Raw genomic sequence first — 15,881 nt, 5'->3', positions numbered from 1 at the left:
AGGACCTGGGAATACGCGTCGCGGATCGCGGGGACACGCTCGCCGGCCAGAGCGGCCGGCCGGGGTGTCACCGCAGCGGCGGAGCCCTCGGTCCGGCGGGAAGCCCGTATCCGGTGGCGACCGGCAGGCTCGATCGCGCCGGGGTGCGCGACACCGACCGCTGGTCCGGCCGACCCGGGCCGGCCGTAAGCGGGGCGGCGGCCGGGGCGCGGTCCGTGGCGTCGTCGGAGTCCGCCCGCTCGCCGGCATTGACGACCGACGTGCCGGTGGTCGCTGCCCGCATGGCGTCGGTCGTCGTCGGTGTGGCGGCCGGCGGGATCTCGATGAACGGCGGGTCCTGGTCCGGCGCGCCGGTGACCGCCTGCGTCGCGGCGGCGGCCGGTGCGGGCGGCGGTGCCGGGGCGGCCTCGGCGATGCCGGCGCTCAGGCCGAGCACGAGCGCCATCAGGATCAGACCGGTCAGCAACCGCAGTGACCGTCGGGCCACCCACCACAGGGGGCGGGAAAGCGTCACGGCGGTCACGGGGGCGAGCTTACCGTCCCCGCGTCCGGTTTGGGTTGATCATGAGCGCCATCACGCCGGTACGGTCAGGCCCGGTCGCGGTCGGGAATCAGCGGCTCGGCCGCCCCACGGGTCGGGGTCAGCGGCTCGGCCCCGTACAGCTCGTCGGTCAGCTCCGTCTCCCGGATGACCGGGTCGTCGGCCGGACCGGCGGCGGCCGTCCGTGGGGCGAACAGCGAGGCCGCCGCGCCGACCAGCGCCATCGCGATGGCGAGCCAGAACACGATCCCGAGTCCATGGTGGAACGGTCCGGCGATCAGGTGTGGAAAGAACTCCCGACCGGTCAACGTGTCCGCGTTCACGGTCGGCAGGGCACCCAGCACGTCCGGGCCGAGCAGCTGCTGGATCGGGTTGTAGCCGAGGAACGCGGCGAAGAGCGTACCGACCGGCGGTAGCTCGGCGACGGTGTGCGCGGCGGCGGCCGGTACGCCCTGCGCGGTCAGTCCGGAGTCGAGCGTCTGCGGCAGCGAGCCGGCCAGCCCGGCCACCATCAGCGAGAAGAAGACGCCGATGGAGAGCCGTTGAAGATCGCGGGCAGCGAGATCAGCACGACCGACGAGTTGATCGTGGCGAGCAGCATGCCCAGGGTGGTGTTGGACAGGGCGATCCACCGGTAGCGCGGGTGGTCGGCGCCGCCGCCGTTCGGGCCGCGCCGTCCGGTGCCCCCGTTCGATCCCGTCACGTCAGTCGTTCCCTGCTCGTAGTGGGGTTGTCCGGGCGGCGAGTCGGTCGAGCACCCGGAGGGAGGTGACCACCGCCGCGCGTTCGTCGGCCGAGAGGTCGGCGAGCAGTTCGGCGAGCTTCCCGGCCCGGGTCGCCCGGCGGCGCAGCACCAGTTCCCGTCCGGCCGGGGTGATGTCGACGACCACCACCCGGCGGTCGGCGGGGTCGCTGCGGCGCTCGGCCAGCCCGTCGCGTTGCAGCCGGGAGACGAGCTGGGTCATACCGGGCTGGGTGACCCCCTCGGCGATCGCCAGGTCGGAGAGGCGGTGGGCGCCGAACTCGTCCAGCCGGTAGAGCGTGGAGGCGGCGGTCAGGCTGAGCCCGTCCGGCGTGGTGAGCCGCCGGAGCAGCCGCACCACCCGGTCGAAGCTGTGCACCGTACGGAGCAGGTCGGGGTCGCCGTCGGCGGGTCCGTTCACCACGGCACACCCCATAAACCCGGGCTAGCCGGCGAGCACCCGGGAGCCCTCCAGCACGGACATCATCGACTGGTTGGCCTCCCAGCCGTCCGGGAACTTCACCGGCACGTTGAGATGCACCGGTTCGGTCGACGGGTGGGCGTCGAGCAGGTCGGCGATGCCGGCACGGGCCACCACCACGCAGGCGTGCCGGTGCCGGGAGGTGAGCACGCAGAGCCGCCCCGACTCCAGGTGGAACGCGGTGGCGTCGCGCCGACCGGACAGCGGGTGCAGCACCACGGTCAGGTCGTACTCGCGGCCCTGAAGGCGGTTGGCGGTGTCGACCGTGATGTCCGCGCCGGCCGGGCCGAGCATCGACCGGATCACCGCCACCTGGTCCCGGTGGGCGGCGCCGATCGCGATCCGGGACGCGTCGACCGGGGCACCCGACCCGGACCGCTCGGAGATCGCCACCGCACCCCGTTCCAGCACCCGGCGGGCCAGCCCGGCGCAGGCCGCCGCCGCCTCGGTGTCCGTACGCGGGGTGTGCCGGGCGGGTAGCTGGTAGAGCGCCCAGCCGGTGGCGGCGGCCAGGTCCACCGCCGCGTCGACCGGGTCACCGGGCCCCGGCCGGGTCAGCGACAGCGAGCGGTCCGGCGCGACGGTGCCGGCCCGGAACCCGGTGAACGGGTAGAACGCCGCCGCCACCACCGGCGCGGCGGAGGCCGGCAGCCGCCAGGAGACCGGCAGCCGGTGCACCGGCAACTCCGGGTTGTGCCGCAGCAGCACCGCCACCGCACTCTGCATCGGATCCCAGGTCAAGCCGGTCCAGCGGACGGTGTCCACGGTGGAGAAGGGATCGAGCTGACCGGGGTCGCCGACGAACAGCGCCCGCTCGAACCGGGCGGCGACGCGCAGCAGGGCGTCCGAGCGCATCTGGTACGCCTCGTCCACGATCGCCCACGGCCAGGAACCCTCGCCGATCATCGCCCACTTGGCGGCCGTACCGATGATGACGGCCGGACCACCGAGGTCGGCGACCTTGGCCGCGACCCGGACCCCGTCATGCCTGGCGACCCGCTCGGACGGCACGTAGTCGGCGGCCGAGAGGCGGCCGATCGACATCGCGGGTGCGGCCACCGCCAGCCGATCGGTCAGGTCGTCCACCTGCTCGTTCGTCTGGGCGATCACGATCAGTGGCTCCCCGGCGGCGGCCAGCTCGACCGCGGCCCGGACCACCAGCGTCGACTTGCCGGCACCGGGGGGCGAGTCGACCACCACCCCCCGGTGTCCGCCGGTACGCAGGTCGGCCAGGACCGCGTCGACCACCCGTCCCGCCTCGACCGACGGCGGCAACACCAACCCCGTGACCATGCGCCGCCCCACTCTCCACCCGAGGAGTGTCCGACACATTACCGGCCCGACGCGGTCGCGCCCCAGCCGCCGGGCCGACCCCGGACAGGGCATTGACGATCCCCGAGGACCCGACCAACGTCGGCTGACACGGCGCCGCCCATGCCGTCCGTCCGGCCGGTACCTTCGGAGGTTCCCTACGCCGGTCTTCGTCCATAGTGTGGCGTCCCGTGCTTCGACAGCAGAAAAGGTGACGTCAGGTGTACGCCGTCATTGACGTGGAAACCACCGGTTTCAACCCGGCCATGCACGATCGGATCTGCGAGATCGCGGTGGTGCACGTGGACGGTCGGGGACGGATCACCGATCGGTGGGCCAGCCTGGTCAACCCGGAGCGTGACCTCGGTCCGCAGCACATCCACGGCATCCGCGCGGCCGACGTACGACGCGCACCGACGTTCCGGCAACTCGCCGGTGAGATCGCGCACCGCCTGCGGCATCGTCTCGTCGTGGCGCACAACCTCACGTTCGACGCCCGGTTCGTGGCCGCGGAATACGCCCGGATCGGGGCGACCGTTCCCGTGCACCACGCGGACGGCCTGTGCACCATGCGCCTGGCACCGCGCTTCCTCCCGCTGGCCAGCCGCAGCCTCGCCGACTGCTGTCTCGCCGCCGCCATCCCCCAGCAGCAGGCCCACTCGGCGCTGGACGACGCGCTGGCGGCCGCCCGTCTGCTGCGCCACTACCTCGACGCGGCGGGGCAGCCGCCACCGTGGCAGGACTCGATCCGGCTCGCGGGCAAGCAGGTGTGGCCGGAGCTGACCACCGGTGGCGGGGTCGGGGCGCTGACCCGGAGCGCCGCCGCCGCGGCGAAACCGCAACACTTCCTGGCCCGACTGATCGACCGGTTGCCGCGCGTACCCGATCCGCCGCAGGCCGACGCGTACCTGGCCCTGCTCGACCGGGCCCTGCTCGACCGGTACCTGTCGGCGACCGAGACGGATTCGCTGGTGGAAACCGCTACCGCGCTCAACCTCAGCCGCCGCCACGTGGTCAGCCTGCACCGGCAGTACCTGCGCTCGCTGGCGACCGAGGCCGCCGACGACGGGATCGTCACGGCGGAGGAACTGCGGGACCTGCGGGCCGTGGCGGTACTGCTGGACCTGCCGGCGAGCGAGGTGCAGGACGCGATCGGCGCGGCGATGTCCGGCGCCCGGAGCACGCCGGTGGCACCGCTCGTCGCGCAGCGGTTCGCCCTGTCGGCCGGCGACATAGTGGTCTTCACCGGGCAGATGGACGAACCCCGCGACGTGTGGGAGGCCAGGGCGGTCGGCGCCGGCTACGGGGTGGGCCGGGCCGTGACGAAGAAAACGTCGCTGCTGGTGGCCGCCGATCCGGACAGCCTCTCCGGCAAGGCACGGCAGGCCCGGAAGTACGGCATACCCGTCGTACGGCCGGCGGCCTTCCTCACCATCGTGAACCGTGACTAGCCGGCGGTGGCGTACATCACTTTCTTGCGCAAACTAAAAGATTGCATGGACTGCAAGTTCGTTCGTACCGTTGCCGGGTGACCATCACCGAGGACGCCAGACCGGGGCGCCGGGACCGCAAGAAGCGGCAGACCCGGGACGCCCTGGTCGACGCGGCGTTGCGCCTGGTCGCCGAACGCGGACTCGACCACGTCACCGTCGAGGAGATCAGCGAGGCCGCCGACGTCTCCACGCGTACGTTCTTCAACTACTTCTCGTCCAAGGACGAGGCACTCGTCGCCGACCAGGCCGGCGACAGCGCACGGGTGCTGGCGGTGCTGGCGACCGTGCCGCCGGAGGTGCCCGCGCTGGAGGCCGTCCGGCGGGCACTCACCTCCCTGCTCGACGAGATGCAGGCCGACGCCGCGCTCTGGTTCCTCCGGATGCGGGTCGTGGCCCAGAATCCGGTACTGCTGCCCCGGCTGGTCGCCAGCGGCGCCGAAACCGAGCGGGCGATCACCGAGGCGCTCGCCGCGCGTACCGGGGTCGAACCGGACCACGGATATCCGGCCCTGGTCACGGCCGTGACCGGGGCGGCCTTCCGGGTTGCCATGGTCCGCTGGGCAGGCAGCGCCGGTAGCCTGCCGCTGGCCGACCTGGTGGACGAGGCGTTCGCCGGGGTCGCCGCCGGCCTGCCCGACCCCCGCTCCGCCGCCTGACCCGATAACCACCGACTCCCCTTGCCCCGGCCCATCGGCGCCGGGGCTACCACCCCTGCTCGCCAGAAGGAAGCCTCGATGACCACAACCGCCGCGCCACCCGAACCCACCGAGGTCGGCTCGGGGCGCATGTCCCGCCGGGAAGTCCTCCAGGCACTCTCCGGCCTGATGGTCGGTATGTTCGTGTCGATCCTGGCCTCCACGGTGGTGGCGAACGCGCTGCCACGCATCATCGCCGACCTGGATGGCAGCCAGACCGTCTACACCTGGATCGTCACCAGCGAACTGCTGGCCATGACCGCCACCGTCCCGCTCTGGGGCAAGATGGCCGACCTCTACAGCAAGAAACTGCTGATCCAGCTCTCCCTCGGGCTGTTCGTGGTCGGCTCGCTGATCGCCGGCTTCACCCCGAACGTCGAGGTGCTGCTGGTCAGCCGGGTCGTGCAGGGCATCGGCGCGGGCGGCATGAGCGCGCTCGCCCTGATCGTCATGGCGGCGATGATCCCGCCGCGCGAACTGGGCCGCTACGCCGGCATCTTCGGCGCGGTGTTCGGCGTCGGCACCATCGCCGGCCCGCTGATCGGCGGTGTCCTGGTCGACACCTCCTGGCTCGGCTGGCGCTGGTGCTTCCTGATCGGCGTACCGTTCACCCTGCTGTCGATCTTCCTGCTCCAGCGCACCCTGCACCTGCCGGTCGTACGCCGGAAGGTCAACATCGACTGGGTCGGCGCCGCGCTCATCACCGCGGGCGTCTCCACCCTGCTGGTCTGGTCCTCGCTCGCCGGGCACAGGTTCGCCTGGGGTTCCGGCTGGACCGCGCTGATGGTCGGCGGCGGCCTGGTGCTGCTGGCACTGGCGATCTGGGTCGAGTCGCGGGTAGCGGAACCGATCATCCCGCTCGGCATCTTCCGCAACCGCACCGTCTCACTGGCCACGGTGGCGAGCGTGCTGGTCGGCGTCGCCATGTTCGGCGGCACCGTGTTCCTGTCGCAGTACTTCCAGATCGCGTTGGGCAAGTCGCCGACCGTGGCCGGCCTGATGAGCCTGCCGATGATCTTCGGTCTGCTGGTGTCGTCCACCGTCGCCGGCCAGCTCATCACGAAGTACGGCCGGTGGAAAATCTACCTGGTCGCCGGCGGCGCCATCATGACCGCCGGGATGGTGCTGCTCGGCACCATCGACGCCCAAACCAGCGTGCCGGTGCTCTCGATCTACATGGCGGTGCTCGGCGTCGGCGTCGGCATGCTGATGCAGAACCTTGTCCTCGCCGCGCAGAACGACGTACCCGCGCACGAACTCGGCGCCACCACCTCGGTGCTCACCTTCTTCCGCAGTATGGGCGGTGCCATCGGCGTCAGCGCCCTCGGCGCGGTGCTGGCCAACCGGGTCACCTCGCTGCTGACCGAGAACCTCGGGGCGGCGGCCGGCGGCGGCAGCGGCACCGCGGCCGTACCCGACCTCGCCACCCTGCCCGCACCGGTGCTGCGGATCGTGCAGGACGCGTACGGCACCGCCACCGCCGACCTGTTCCTGGTCGGCGCACCGATCGCGCTGCTCGCGTTCATCGCGGTGATCTTCATCAGGGAGAAGCCGCTGAGCACCCTCAGCGGCACCGAGCGGCTCGAACAGGAAGAACAGGCGGCGGCCGGCGGCACGCCCGTACCGCCGATGCACTGAGCCATCCAACCGCGAGCCCGTACCCCGATCCCGGGGTGCGGGCTCGCGGCGCTCACGGCGTTGGTTTTCTCGCGGGCGGGAGGCTCAGCGGCTGAGGGTGCCGATCAGGTCGGCGGCGTCGAGCAGGTCGACCGTGCCGGCATCGAGCCCGGACCGGTACAGGGCGTACGCGCCCGCGCCGTCGGCCAGCGGCACATCGCCACGGACCAGCGCCGCGAAGTTGGCCGGCGGCACGTCGTCCCCGGTCACGTCCCGGTCGGGCGGGCCGAGGGCGGCCAGGCGGGCGGCGTACGTCGGGACCGGTTCGCCGTCGTCCCGCCGGTAGCCGACAACCGTGCCGTCGCGGTGCCGTACCAGCACGGTGGCCGCGCGGGCCGCCGCGTGCCAGCAGGCCACCTCCCAGAGGCTGACCCGCCGGCCGGCGGCGAAGTGGCGGTCCGCCGCCACGGTGAGCCGGCCGAGCGTGGACGAGTAACGGGCCACCGAATGCTCACCGCCGGTGCCACCCATCGCGGCGTCGACCCAGCGCAGCCGGTGCTCCTCCAGGTCGACCAGGAGCGGGGTGGCGACCTTGACCGAACCGGTCAGGTCGAACCGCTGCTCGACCGCCTTCGACTGGAACGGCGAACCGCCCTGGCCGGGGTCGCCCATGAACCCGGCGAACGCGTCCGTCATCGCGTCGAACGGCACGTCGTTGTAGCTGAACACCACCATCGTCAGGTAACGGATCCCCTGCCGGCGCAACGCGGCGACGTTCAGGTCGACGAACTCGCTCGCGCCGAGCGGCGCCGGTGCCGAGGTCAGGTCGCCGGAGTGCAGGGCCAGGCGGTCGCCGTACCGCAGCCGGGTGTAGTCGCACCAGCCGACAAAACCACCGTCACCGTTGTACATGGCCACCGACAGGTCCAGATCGACCCGGGTGCCGGCCGGCTCGGTCCAGTGCAGGAACAGCCGTACGACCCGCCCGTCCGGCAGCGGCTGGCTGCTGCCGCGCGGCAGGCGTACCAGGGCTGCCGACGCGGTCCGCTCGGTGAACGGCGCGACCAGGTCGGCCAGGCCGGCGTCCAGCAGGGCGACCTCGACCGGCGGCAGCCCGGCGGCGCGGTCCAGCAGTTCCCCGCTGAGTATCGCGTCGAGCGCGGCACCGAGGTTCGCGTCGAGTCGCGGCCGGTGATCCGGTTGCGCCCACAGCCGGGCGCTGCCGCCGCGCGGGAAGAACAGCCGGGTGCCGGCCGGCCAGGTGGCCGCCCGGACCGCGCCCAGCGCGGCGAGCAGCACCCCGGGCGACACCGTACGCAGCGCGGTGCCGGCCGTCGCGACCAGCGCCTCCGGCTCGTCCGTACGCGAGGCGAGCTCCACCAGCCGCCGGGCCAGTACGCCCGGACGCCGGGCGAGCAGGTCGAGCGCGGTGCCGATGTCCCAGGCTTCGAGGGCCTGCTCGACCCGCGCCGCCCAGCCCGAGGTGCGCAGCCGACCCCGGTCGTGTTCCAGAATCGTCGGGTGTGCGGCGGCCACCCCGGCGAGCAGCCGGCCGAACCCGGTGGCGAGGTCGACCGGGGTGCCGCGCAGCACGGCGAACGCCGCCGCGGCGTTGGGGTGGTGGTCGGCCCGCTCGAACGGGTGCAGGTTCTCCGCCATCCGCTGCCAGGCCGGACCGTGCCGGTGCAGGTCCTCGACCAGCGCGGCGAGCGGCAGCGCGGCCAGCCGGGCGAGCAGCAGCCGGCGCAGCCGGCGGGGCAGCGAGCGGCGCCGCGTCGGCGCGGTGACCAGTCCGGCGTCGCCGCCGTGCAGCACGTAGAGCAGGCGCAACGCGTCGGTGGCCGTACCGATGTGGGTGGTGAACAGGTCGGGGAGCCGGTCGGCGAGCGCCGGATCGGCGACCAGCCGGGCCAGCACCAGCGCGCGGGTCTCCCGGATCGGGATCTCGTCCGGCAGCCAGCCCAGGTCGCCGGGTCCGACCCGGTCGAGCAGCGCGCCGAGGTCGCCCTTGTCCTGCGGGGTGAGCGGCGTACGCCGGGCCAGCATCACCTCCACCGTCCGGTACACCGAGCGGTTCAGGTCGTCGACGAGTTCGAGCGCCGCGACCCGCCGGGGCAGCGGGAGCTGACCGGTGGGACCCGCCGCACGGGTCGGGTGCAGGAACGGTCCGGCCGGATCGATCCGCTGGTGGCAGATCGGGCAGCCGGCGTAGTCGCCCATGTCCCAGCAGCCGGTGCAGACCAGGTGCGCGCACGGCGCCACCGCAGACACCGTCTCGACCTGTCCACACAGCACGCACGGCTGGTACGGATCCTGGAGCAGCAGCGTGAACACCCGCCGCACCCACAGCGCGTACGTGTCGTCGGGCACGCTGCGCGGGAAGTTGCGGAACAGGGGCACGTGCGGCTTGTTGGCGCCGACGATCGACTCCAGCGCGCCGATGAGGCCGAGGCCGATCGCGGCGAGCCGCTCGGTCTCCTGCTCCGCGAGGTGGGCGCGCAGCCGTGGTCCGATCAGGTAGCCCAGCGCCAGCACGTCGGCTTCCAGTGCGAGCAGACCGGGTCCGACCGGCACCGATTGGCGCCCCGGCCGCTTGACCTTCCGGCCGCCGGCGAGCAGTCCCGGCACGACCAGCCCGGACCGGCGCAGCAGCACGATCGCGACCGGGTCCGGGGTGGCCCGCTTCGTGCCCGTACCGAGTGCGATCGCCACGGCCGACACCGCCCTCTCCACAGTGGATGGACGGCGAGGGCGGAGATCGGGCGCGCTAGTGCCTTTTTCAGAAGAAGATAGAAGGAAGCACGCCCAGGAGCCGCCCTCGCCGCAGACCGGAACGTTACCGCCGCCGACGCGCCGACCGCACGCGGGTTTGCGCCGCCCGGTCCGGTGGGCGTGGAGATGATCGCGCTGCCCTACGAGTCGGCGCCGGAGAGATGGGCGAGCGGGCTTCGGGGTGGACGCCATTCGAGGAACATCGCCGTCGCGTCGTCCTGGAGTTCGTCGTCCTGGTGCGCGACGACGGCGCGTACCAGGCGGCGCATCGTCTCGGGCGTCGGCAATTGGTCGTTGAGTGCCCGGTTGACGAAGTCGACGAGCCGGTCAACCCCGAACCGCTCGCCGTCGAGACTGCGCGCGTCGGTAACACCGTCGGTGTACGCGAGCACCCGGTCACCCGGATGCAGGTCCTCCTCGTGCACCTGCGGCCGTCGTGCGGACATGTGGCCGAGGCCGAGTGGCAGCGCGGTCGGGCCGGGCAGTTCCCTGATGGCCTTGCCGTCGCGCAGCAGCAGTGCACCGGGATGCCCGGCGTTGATCATGCGTAGCCGACCGGTGTCGCGTTGGAGTTCGGCGAGCAGCGCGGTGGAGAAGAGGTTCGGGTGCTCGGAGCGGATCCACTTGTCGATACTGAGCGCGGTGTCTACAAGATCCAGGCCGCAGCGGCGCGCGTTGCGGTAGACGTTGACCACGAGCGAGGCCAGCGTGCTCGCCTTGATGCCGTGCCCGCACGTGTCGAACAGTCCGACGCTGAGTACGTTGTCGTTGAGCGCGTAGTCGAAGACGTCACCACCGACGTCGTAACACGGTTCGAGGATGGCGGTGACCATCATGTCGTCGGTGGCGAACGTCAGCGGCGGCAGCAGCCCCCAGACGATCTCGGCGGCGACCTGCATCGGGAAGCGTCGCCGCATCCGCTCGACCACGTCGCCGTACGGCCGACGGTTGACCAGGACCTGGGCGACGCTGACGGCGAGTTCCCGCGCGGCGCCCTCCATGCCCGGGTCCCCGGCGGCCGGCGTGACAACCTCCAGTACGCCCATCCGCTCGCACCCGACCAGTAGCGGCACCCACATCCGGTCTCCGCCGTCGACCGTCACCTGCACGTCGAGCCCGCTGAACGCGCGCCCGGCGAGCGTCGCCTCGATCGACAGGACCTCCCGGTCCTTCAGGCCGTTGGCGAGCAGCGGAACGAGCTGGGTCTGGCCGTAGTCGGCCAGGTAGACGACGATCTCACTGGCACCGATCGTCTGCGCCGCCCGTGCGATCAGACCAGACAGGTCGTCCGGCCCGCCACGGGGAGCGTTCAGTTGCAACCAGCGCACGGCCTCGCCCGCGTCGACCACGCGCATCCTCCAAGTGTCGCCCCCACCGTAGGAGCCCGCCGCCGATCCCGCCACCTGGGGGTGACCCGACCACGGGTAGCCGGCGGGGCGGTGGCGTGCCGCCGCCAACGGCACGCCACCGCTCTCGATCAGGACCGGGTCGCTCCCCTCGATCGGGATCGGCTCGGGATCAGCCGAGTTCCTTGAGTGCGGCGGCGACGGCGTCGGCGAGCGACGTGGTCGGCCGGCCGAGCAGGCGCGACAGGTCACCGCTGTCGGTGAACAGCTCACCCCGGAGTACGCCGACCCGCGTGTCCGCCAACACCTCCGCCATCGGGCGCGGCACACCGACACCGGCCAGGAACTCGGTGTACTCGGCCGGGGTGAGATCGTTGTAGACCACCGTACGGCCGGTCTGGCGACTCAGTTCGGCGGCCAGGGCGGGCACCGTGAAGGCCCAGTCGCTACCCAGCTCGTACGCCTTGTTCTCGTGTCCCTCGGTGGTGAGCACGGCGGCAGCCGCGGCGGCAAAATCGGCCCGGGTGGCGACGGACATCTTGCCGTCGCCGGAGGCGTCGACGATCGCGCCGTGTTCGAGATTCTGGGCGAAGCCCTCGGTGTAGAGGTCGAGGTAGAAGCCGTTGCGCAGGAGCACGAACGGCACACCCGACTCGCGGATGATCGCCTCGGTCGCCTGGTGGTCGGCGGCGAGCACGAGCTTGGTCGTGTCGGCGTTCAGAATGCTGGTGTAGGCGAGCAGCTTGACACCGGCCGCGCGGGCGGCCTCGACCGCGTTGCGGTGCTGGGGAACCCGCTGCCCGACATCGGTGCCGGAGACGAGCAGCACCCTGTCTGCACCGGCGAACGCGCTGGCCAGGCTCTCCGGGTCGTCGTAGTCGGCCCGGCGCACCCGCACGCCGCGCTCGGCGAGCCCGGCCGCCTTCTCCGGGGTGCGTACGGCGGCAACGATCTCCTCGGCGGGCACACCGCGCGCCAGCAGTTCCTCGATGACAATGGGGCCGAGATGCCCGGTGGCCCCGGTGACGACGATCATGTCCAGCTCCTTCGGCGGCTCAACTGACGGCTTGCCTCCCAGAAGGATGTACTAACTTTTCGAAAGCGCCGAGGAAAAGTGAGCACCTTCACTAACCTCAGTGCCCAGCTCACGGCTACCGTAGGGACCATGGTTGACTCCACCCCCGCCGCAGACGGGTACGACGGCGACGACGCGATGGTCGCCGACGTCTTCGCCCGCGACTGCGGCTCCCGGCGGATAGTGGAGAACCTGGCCGGCAAGTGGGGCCTGCTCGCCCTCGCCGCGTTACACGAGGGGTCGTACCGCTTCAACGCACTGCGCCGCCGGGTCGACGGGGTCAGCGAGAAGATGCTCGCCCAGACCCTTCAGGGACTCGAACGCGACGGCCTGGTGCTGCGCGACGTACAGGCCACCATCCCGCCACACGTCGAATACAGCCTCACCCCGTTCGGCGTACGCGTCGCCGCCAAGATCGTGGACCTGGTGGAACTGGTCCAGACCGAGGTGAACGGCACCAACGCGAGCCGCTAGGTTCCGGGGGGGGCATCGCGCCCCGGTTCAGTCGTCGATCGAACCGGAGAGCTGTAGTTAGGTTCCCGTCACGCCGGTCGTCGCACCCGCGCGATGACAACACCCGGTGGAAAGCTGTCGGAGGAACCACGATGAGCGCCGAAGCGGCCCTACCAGCGGCAACGGATGACACCACCCACCAGGACGACTCCCCCCGCCAGCACTGACCGGCAGGACATGTCCTGGCGGGAGGTCAAGCAGCAACGTTGGGAAGATCGCTGGCCGGAGTACAGCGCCGGCTACGGCATCGAGGCCGGCGAGCTCGGCCCCGACGCCGACGGTTACCTCTCCTTCACGGCCATGTCCCACTGGGACACCGATGACGAGCGGTCGACCAGCATCCTGATCGATCTGCACCAGTCCGACGCGACCCGGACGGACCCGGCTGGGGCCAGGTCATGCTTCCCCTACAGCAGGCCCACCTGCTGCATCAGCGCCTGGGGCGACTGCTCTACCAGGCTACGTACGGCGGGGAGCTCGAATGACGCGGACGGCGAGCATGCTTTGCCGAGCCGCCGTCGGCGGTGTAAATGGGTTCCGGTTGTCGAAGCGAGGGTGGTAGACACCCCTCGTGGCAAAGACCCTGGAGTTCCCCGCGCTGCTGCGGCTGATCGACGAACGCGCGACCGCCTTCCGCGCCGCGATTCTGTCCGCACCCAGCCTGGATCTACCGGTGCCGACCTGCCCCGACTGGACGCTGCTGGATCTGGTGGAACACCTGGGCAAGGGCCAGCGCAAATGGACCGCCGTTGTCCACGCCGGTCCGGCCGCCACTCCCCCGGCGGAGTTCGCGCCGGACGGCCTCGATCCCGCGCCTCGGGAGCGCGAAGCCCTGCTGACCTGGTGGGACGACTCCACCGCGCGGCTACTGAACGCGCTGCGCGAGGCCGGTCCGGATCGCGGCTGCTGGACGTGGTGGGGCGGGTCGGAGTCGCCGCAGACCGCCGGTGCCGTCGCCCGGCACCGGGTCCAGGAGGTCGCGGTCCACACCTACGACGCCCAGATCACCCAGGACGCCCCGCACCCGCTGCCGGAAGACGTGGCGCTCGACGGTGTGGACGAGTTCCTGACCACCTGCTGCGCGACCACGATCGCCTGGCCGCACAAGCCCGCCGACCTCGACTTCCACGCCATCGAGGGCCACTCCTGGCGACTCTCGCTCGACGCAGAGGGTGCACGGACCACCCGCCTCCCCAGCGCCACCGCCGCCGGCGAGGGCCCGGACGCGCCCACCGCCTCCGCTCGGGCCACGGCCAGTGACGTGGTCCTCTGGCTCTACAACCGCATCCCGCTCGACTCCCTGAGGCTGCACGGCGACGGACGCGTCTTCGACCTGCTCCGCGACTGGAACCCGGACGAGTAGGACGCCCGTTCAGCGCGACAGGCGGCGGGCGCAGGGGCCGTCGTGGTCGGCGCGGAGCAGGCAGCGCCGGCCCGCACCCAGCAACCGGTCACAGAAAACCCGATGATGTACGCGCTGCTCGTCCTCGTACGACACGGTGATCTCGCCCGGGTCGACGTACGGCAGGATCCGCATCGTCCGGCCCATGACCCGGGCGAGGCGCTGGGCGCCAGCAAGGTCACGGGCAAGCACCGGTAGGCGTACGACAAAACGCTCCCGGTCGGCCATCAGTAGCGCTCCGAGACGTTCGCCGTACGGGATTGGCGCGACTGCCACTGACGCAGCGCCGCCTTGACCCGGATTGTCTCGTCCCGACTCTTTGCCAGCTCGTCGTAGAGGCTGGTCAGGTCGGTGGCGACCCGGTCCAGGAACTCCTGCACCTCGTCCGGGTCGAGCCCGCGCCGCCCGAACCAGCCGACCCTGCGGAACCGCCGCCCGCGCACCTGCCACGGCCGCAACGGCGCGTACGCCCTGGACCGGTAGTGGGCTCCCCTGCTCTCCCGTTCGCCCCTGCGGAACCGTGCCAAGAAGTTGCGCATCCTGTGCCTGCCTTCCGGTTCGGATCGGGTCTGGAAGGGGTGGCCCACCCGTCCGCCGCGAACGGGCGGACCACCCCGCCCCACCACCGCAGCCTCGGTCCAGCAGTACGGCAGCGGGGCTGCTCAGTGGCCATGCCAATCGAGCCCGAGCGCAGGGGCAGTAATCCGAATTCGCCCATGAGCGGGGTTCGATCCTGCGACTATACGGACAGGGGCTCAGGGGCACAACCAGCCCGGCCCACGGGGGAACAAGACTTGTGCGGTATGAGCATCGATCCGCGCTCGCACACGCCGGTCTATGTGCAGCTCGCTGACCTGATCCGCGAGCGCATCGAGTCCGGCGAACTGGCGCCCGGCACAACGCTGGCGAGCGAGGCGCGACTGACCCAGGAGTACGGCATCGGCCGCGAAGCCGTACGGATGGCCGTCTCCCTGCTCCGCTCCGAGGGCCTGGTCAGCACCATCCGAGGCCACGGCACCCGCGTACGCGAGTCTCCGGAGCGTACGAAGGCGGAGTTGCCAGCCGGCGGGTCGGTAATCGCGCGGATGCCAACCGGTAGCGAGCGACGGGACATGCAACTCGACGAGGGTGTGCCAGTGCTCGAGATCCGCCACCCGAAGGGCGAGGTGGAGGTCCAGCCAGGTGATCAGGTCGAACTAACCCGCCCGAAGCCGGTTTGAACCAAACCGCCAGCTCCCTATCGCCCTAACACAATACGGCGACAGCAACCACGTCGCATGGATCGGGCCGCAATTGCAGCACCGGGCCCACCCGCCCACGCGCCGCCAAGGCCGGCTCCGTTCAGACGCTACCGGCGGGCCATCTAGCGTGGTACTACGGGTGATGCCACTCGCTGCCCACGCGTATCTCAACGTGGTTGCCGAAACGTTCGTGGCCCTGGATCTCCGCCGAGAGGCCGTCCAGCCCCGGCCAACACCCTCTAGATCGACAGACACAATGCGCCTACCGCCACAGACGGACGCAGAAGGACTTAGCTGCGAACCGTCGATGAGGGACAAGCGGAGTGCCGGACGAACCGGCTCGTTGGGGTCGCACTATGACCGAGCGTCACAGGCTCACGTCAGAGCGCGCAACGGCAACACCTGCATGGAGTGTTGCCACCAACCGCCGGGACGTAGTGGCCATAGGTGGCAGCAAGGATGCATGCAATCCCCTTGCATCCACAGGAACCGCTGGACCAGCAATAACCGCTCCATCGAGATCAATAACACAGGCCGGACATTTCCGACCCAAGAGATGCTGCGCCGCACATCGTAGGCCGGAGAGTCCGGTACAAGCCCAACGTCGGGTCGCGACAGAGGCATCGGGCTGGTAAAGTCGCCCTCTCTCCAG

16 protein-coding genes are annotated in these 15,881 nt (G+C 71.3%); 6 read left to right on the top strand and 10 right to left on the bottom strand.

Going from position 1 to position 15,881, the window contains the following annotated elements; translation table 11 throughout:
• Nucleotides 1-67 precede the first annotated feature (67 nt).
• The 5 genes from OG792_RS05140 to OG792_RS05120 form a co-directional block, all read right to left on the bottom strand.
• A complete protein-coding gene (locus OG792_RS05140) occupies nt 68-523 on the bottom strand; it encodes a hypothetical protein (protein ID WP_329107812.1) in 456 nt (151 codons plus the stop codon).
• A gap of 65 nt (nt 524-588) precedes the next feature.
• On the bottom strand, nt 589-1,053 hold the full coding sequence (locus OG792_RS05135) for a hypothetical protein (RefSeq protein ID WP_329107811.1): 465 nt from the start codon (nt 1,051-1,053) through the stop codon (nt 589-591).
• On the bottom strand, nt 1,053-1,244 hold the full coding sequence (locus OG792_RS05130; protein WP_329107809.1) for a hypothetical protein: 192 nt from the start codon (nt 1,242-1,244) through the stop codon (nt 1,053-1,055). Before OG792_RS05130 ends, OG792_RS05135 begins: the two co-directional genes overlap by 1 nt.
• A 1-nt stretch (nt 1,245) precedes the next feature.
• Nucleotides 1,246-1,704, bottom strand: a complete 459-nt coding sequence (locus OG792_RS05125; protein ID WP_329107807.1) for a MarR family winged helix-turn-helix transcriptional regulator — start codon at nt 1,702-1,704, stop codon at nt 1,246-1,248.
• A gap of 24 nt (nt 1,705-1,728) precedes the next feature.
• Nucleotides 1,729-3,057 (bottom strand): AAA family ATPase, encoded by a 1,329-nt coding sequence (locus OG792_RS05120; protein WP_329107804.1) that lies wholly within the window; start codon nt 3,055-3,057, stop codon nt 1,729-1,731.
• Between the two features lie 239 nt (nt 3,058-3,296).
• Here OG792_RS05120 and OG792_RS05115 point away from each other — a divergent pair, with 239 nt between their 5' ends.
• From OG792_RS05115 to OG792_RS05105, 3 genes are all read left to right on the top strand, one after another.
• The gene (locus OG792_RS05115; RefSeq protein ID WP_329107802.1) at nt 3,297-4,526 is read left to right on the top strand and encodes an exonuclease domain-containing protein; all 1,230 of its coding nucleotides are present in this window, start codon (nt 3,297-3,299) and stop codon (nt 4,524-4,526) included.
• Nucleotides 4,527-4,603: 77 nt separating this feature from the next.
• A complete protein-coding gene (locus OG792_RS05110) occupies nt 4,604-5,224 on the top strand; it encodes a TetR/AcrR family transcriptional regulator (RefSeq protein ID WP_329107800.1) in 621 nt (206 codons plus the stop codon).
• 78 nt (nt 5,225-5,302) lie between these two features.
• Nucleotides 5,303-6,901, top strand: coding sequence for an MDR family MFS transporter (locus tag OG792_RS05105; RefSeq protein ID WP_329107798.1), 1,599 nt, complete (start codon nt 5,303-5,305; stop codon nt 6,899-6,901).
• 84 nt (nt 6,902-6,985) lie between these two features.
• On the opposite strand, the gene OG792_RS05100 is transcribed toward OG792_RS05105, so the two are convergent.
• From OG792_RS05100 to OG792_RS05090, 3 genes are all read right to left on the bottom strand, one after another.
• A complete protein-coding gene (locus tag OG792_RS05100) occupies nt 6,986-9,592 on the bottom strand; it encodes an MXAN_6230/SCO0854 family RING domain-containing protein (protein WP_329107797.1) in 2,607 nt (868 codons plus the stop codon).
• A 200-nt stretch (nt 9,593-9,792) separates the two neighbouring features.
• On the bottom strand, nt 9,793-11,007 hold the full coding sequence (locus OG792_RS05095) for a PP2C family protein-serine/threonine phosphatase (RefSeq protein WP_329107795.1): 1,215 nt from the start codon (nt 11,005-11,007) through the stop codon (nt 9,793-9,795).
• 163 nt (nt 11,008-11,170) lie between these two features.
• Nucleotides 11,171-12,034, bottom strand: coding sequence for an SDR family oxidoreductase (locus tag OG792_RS05090; protein ID WP_329107793.1), 864 nt, complete (start codon nt 12,032-12,034; stop codon nt 11,171-11,173).
• Nucleotides 12,035-12,163: 129 nt separating this feature from the next.
• Between OG792_RS05090 and OG792_RS05085 the strand changes: the two genes are divergently transcribed.
• A complete protein-coding gene (locus tag OG792_RS05085) occupies nt 12,164-12,547 on the top strand; it encodes a winged helix-turn-helix transcriptional regulator (protein WP_329107791.1) in 384 nt (127 codons plus the stop codon).
• A 610-nt stretch (nt 12,548-13,157) separates the two neighbouring features.
• Nucleotides 13,158-13,949 carry a maleylpyruvate isomerase family mycothiol-dependent enzyme gene (locus tag OG792_RS05080; protein WP_329107789.1) on the top strand — a complete coding sequence of 264 codons (792 nt, stop codon included), beginning with the start codon at nt 13,158-13,160 and terminating at the stop codon, nt 13,947-13,949.
• A 9-nt stretch (nt 13,950-13,958) separates the two neighbouring features.
• Here the strand turns inward: OG792_RS05080 and OG792_RS05075 are convergent, their stop codons facing one another.
• Entirely contained in the window at nt 13,959-14,216 is a 258-nt protein-coding gene (locus OG792_RS05075; RefSeq protein ID WP_329107787.1) for a hypothetical protein, read from the bottom strand.
• Entirely contained in the window at nt 14,216-14,527 is a 312-nt protein-coding gene (locus OG792_RS05070; protein WP_329107786.1) for a DivIVA domain-containing protein, read from the bottom strand. Before OG792_RS05070 ends, OG792_RS05075 begins: the two co-directional genes overlap by 1 nt.
• A 264-nt stretch (nt 14,528-14,791) precedes the next feature.
• On the opposite strand from OG792_RS05070, the gene OG792_RS05065 reads away from it, so the two are divergent.
• Nucleotides 14,792-15,208 carry a winged helix-turn-helix domain-containing protein gene (locus tag OG792_RS05065; protein WP_329107784.1) on the top strand — a complete coding sequence of 139 codons (417 nt, stop codon included), beginning with the start codon at nt 14,792-14,794 and terminating at the stop codon, nt 15,206-15,208.
• Nucleotides 15,209-15,881 lie beyond the last annotated feature (673 nt).

Origin of the sequence: Micromonospora sp. NBC_01699 (assembly GCF_036250065.1) — a bacterium.
GTDB lineage: Bacteria > Actinomycetota > Actinomycetes > Mycobacteriales > Micromonosporaceae > Micromonospora_G.
Note: the sequence above shows the minus strand (reverse complement) of the source record. Positions and strands in the feature narration are given on the sequence as shown.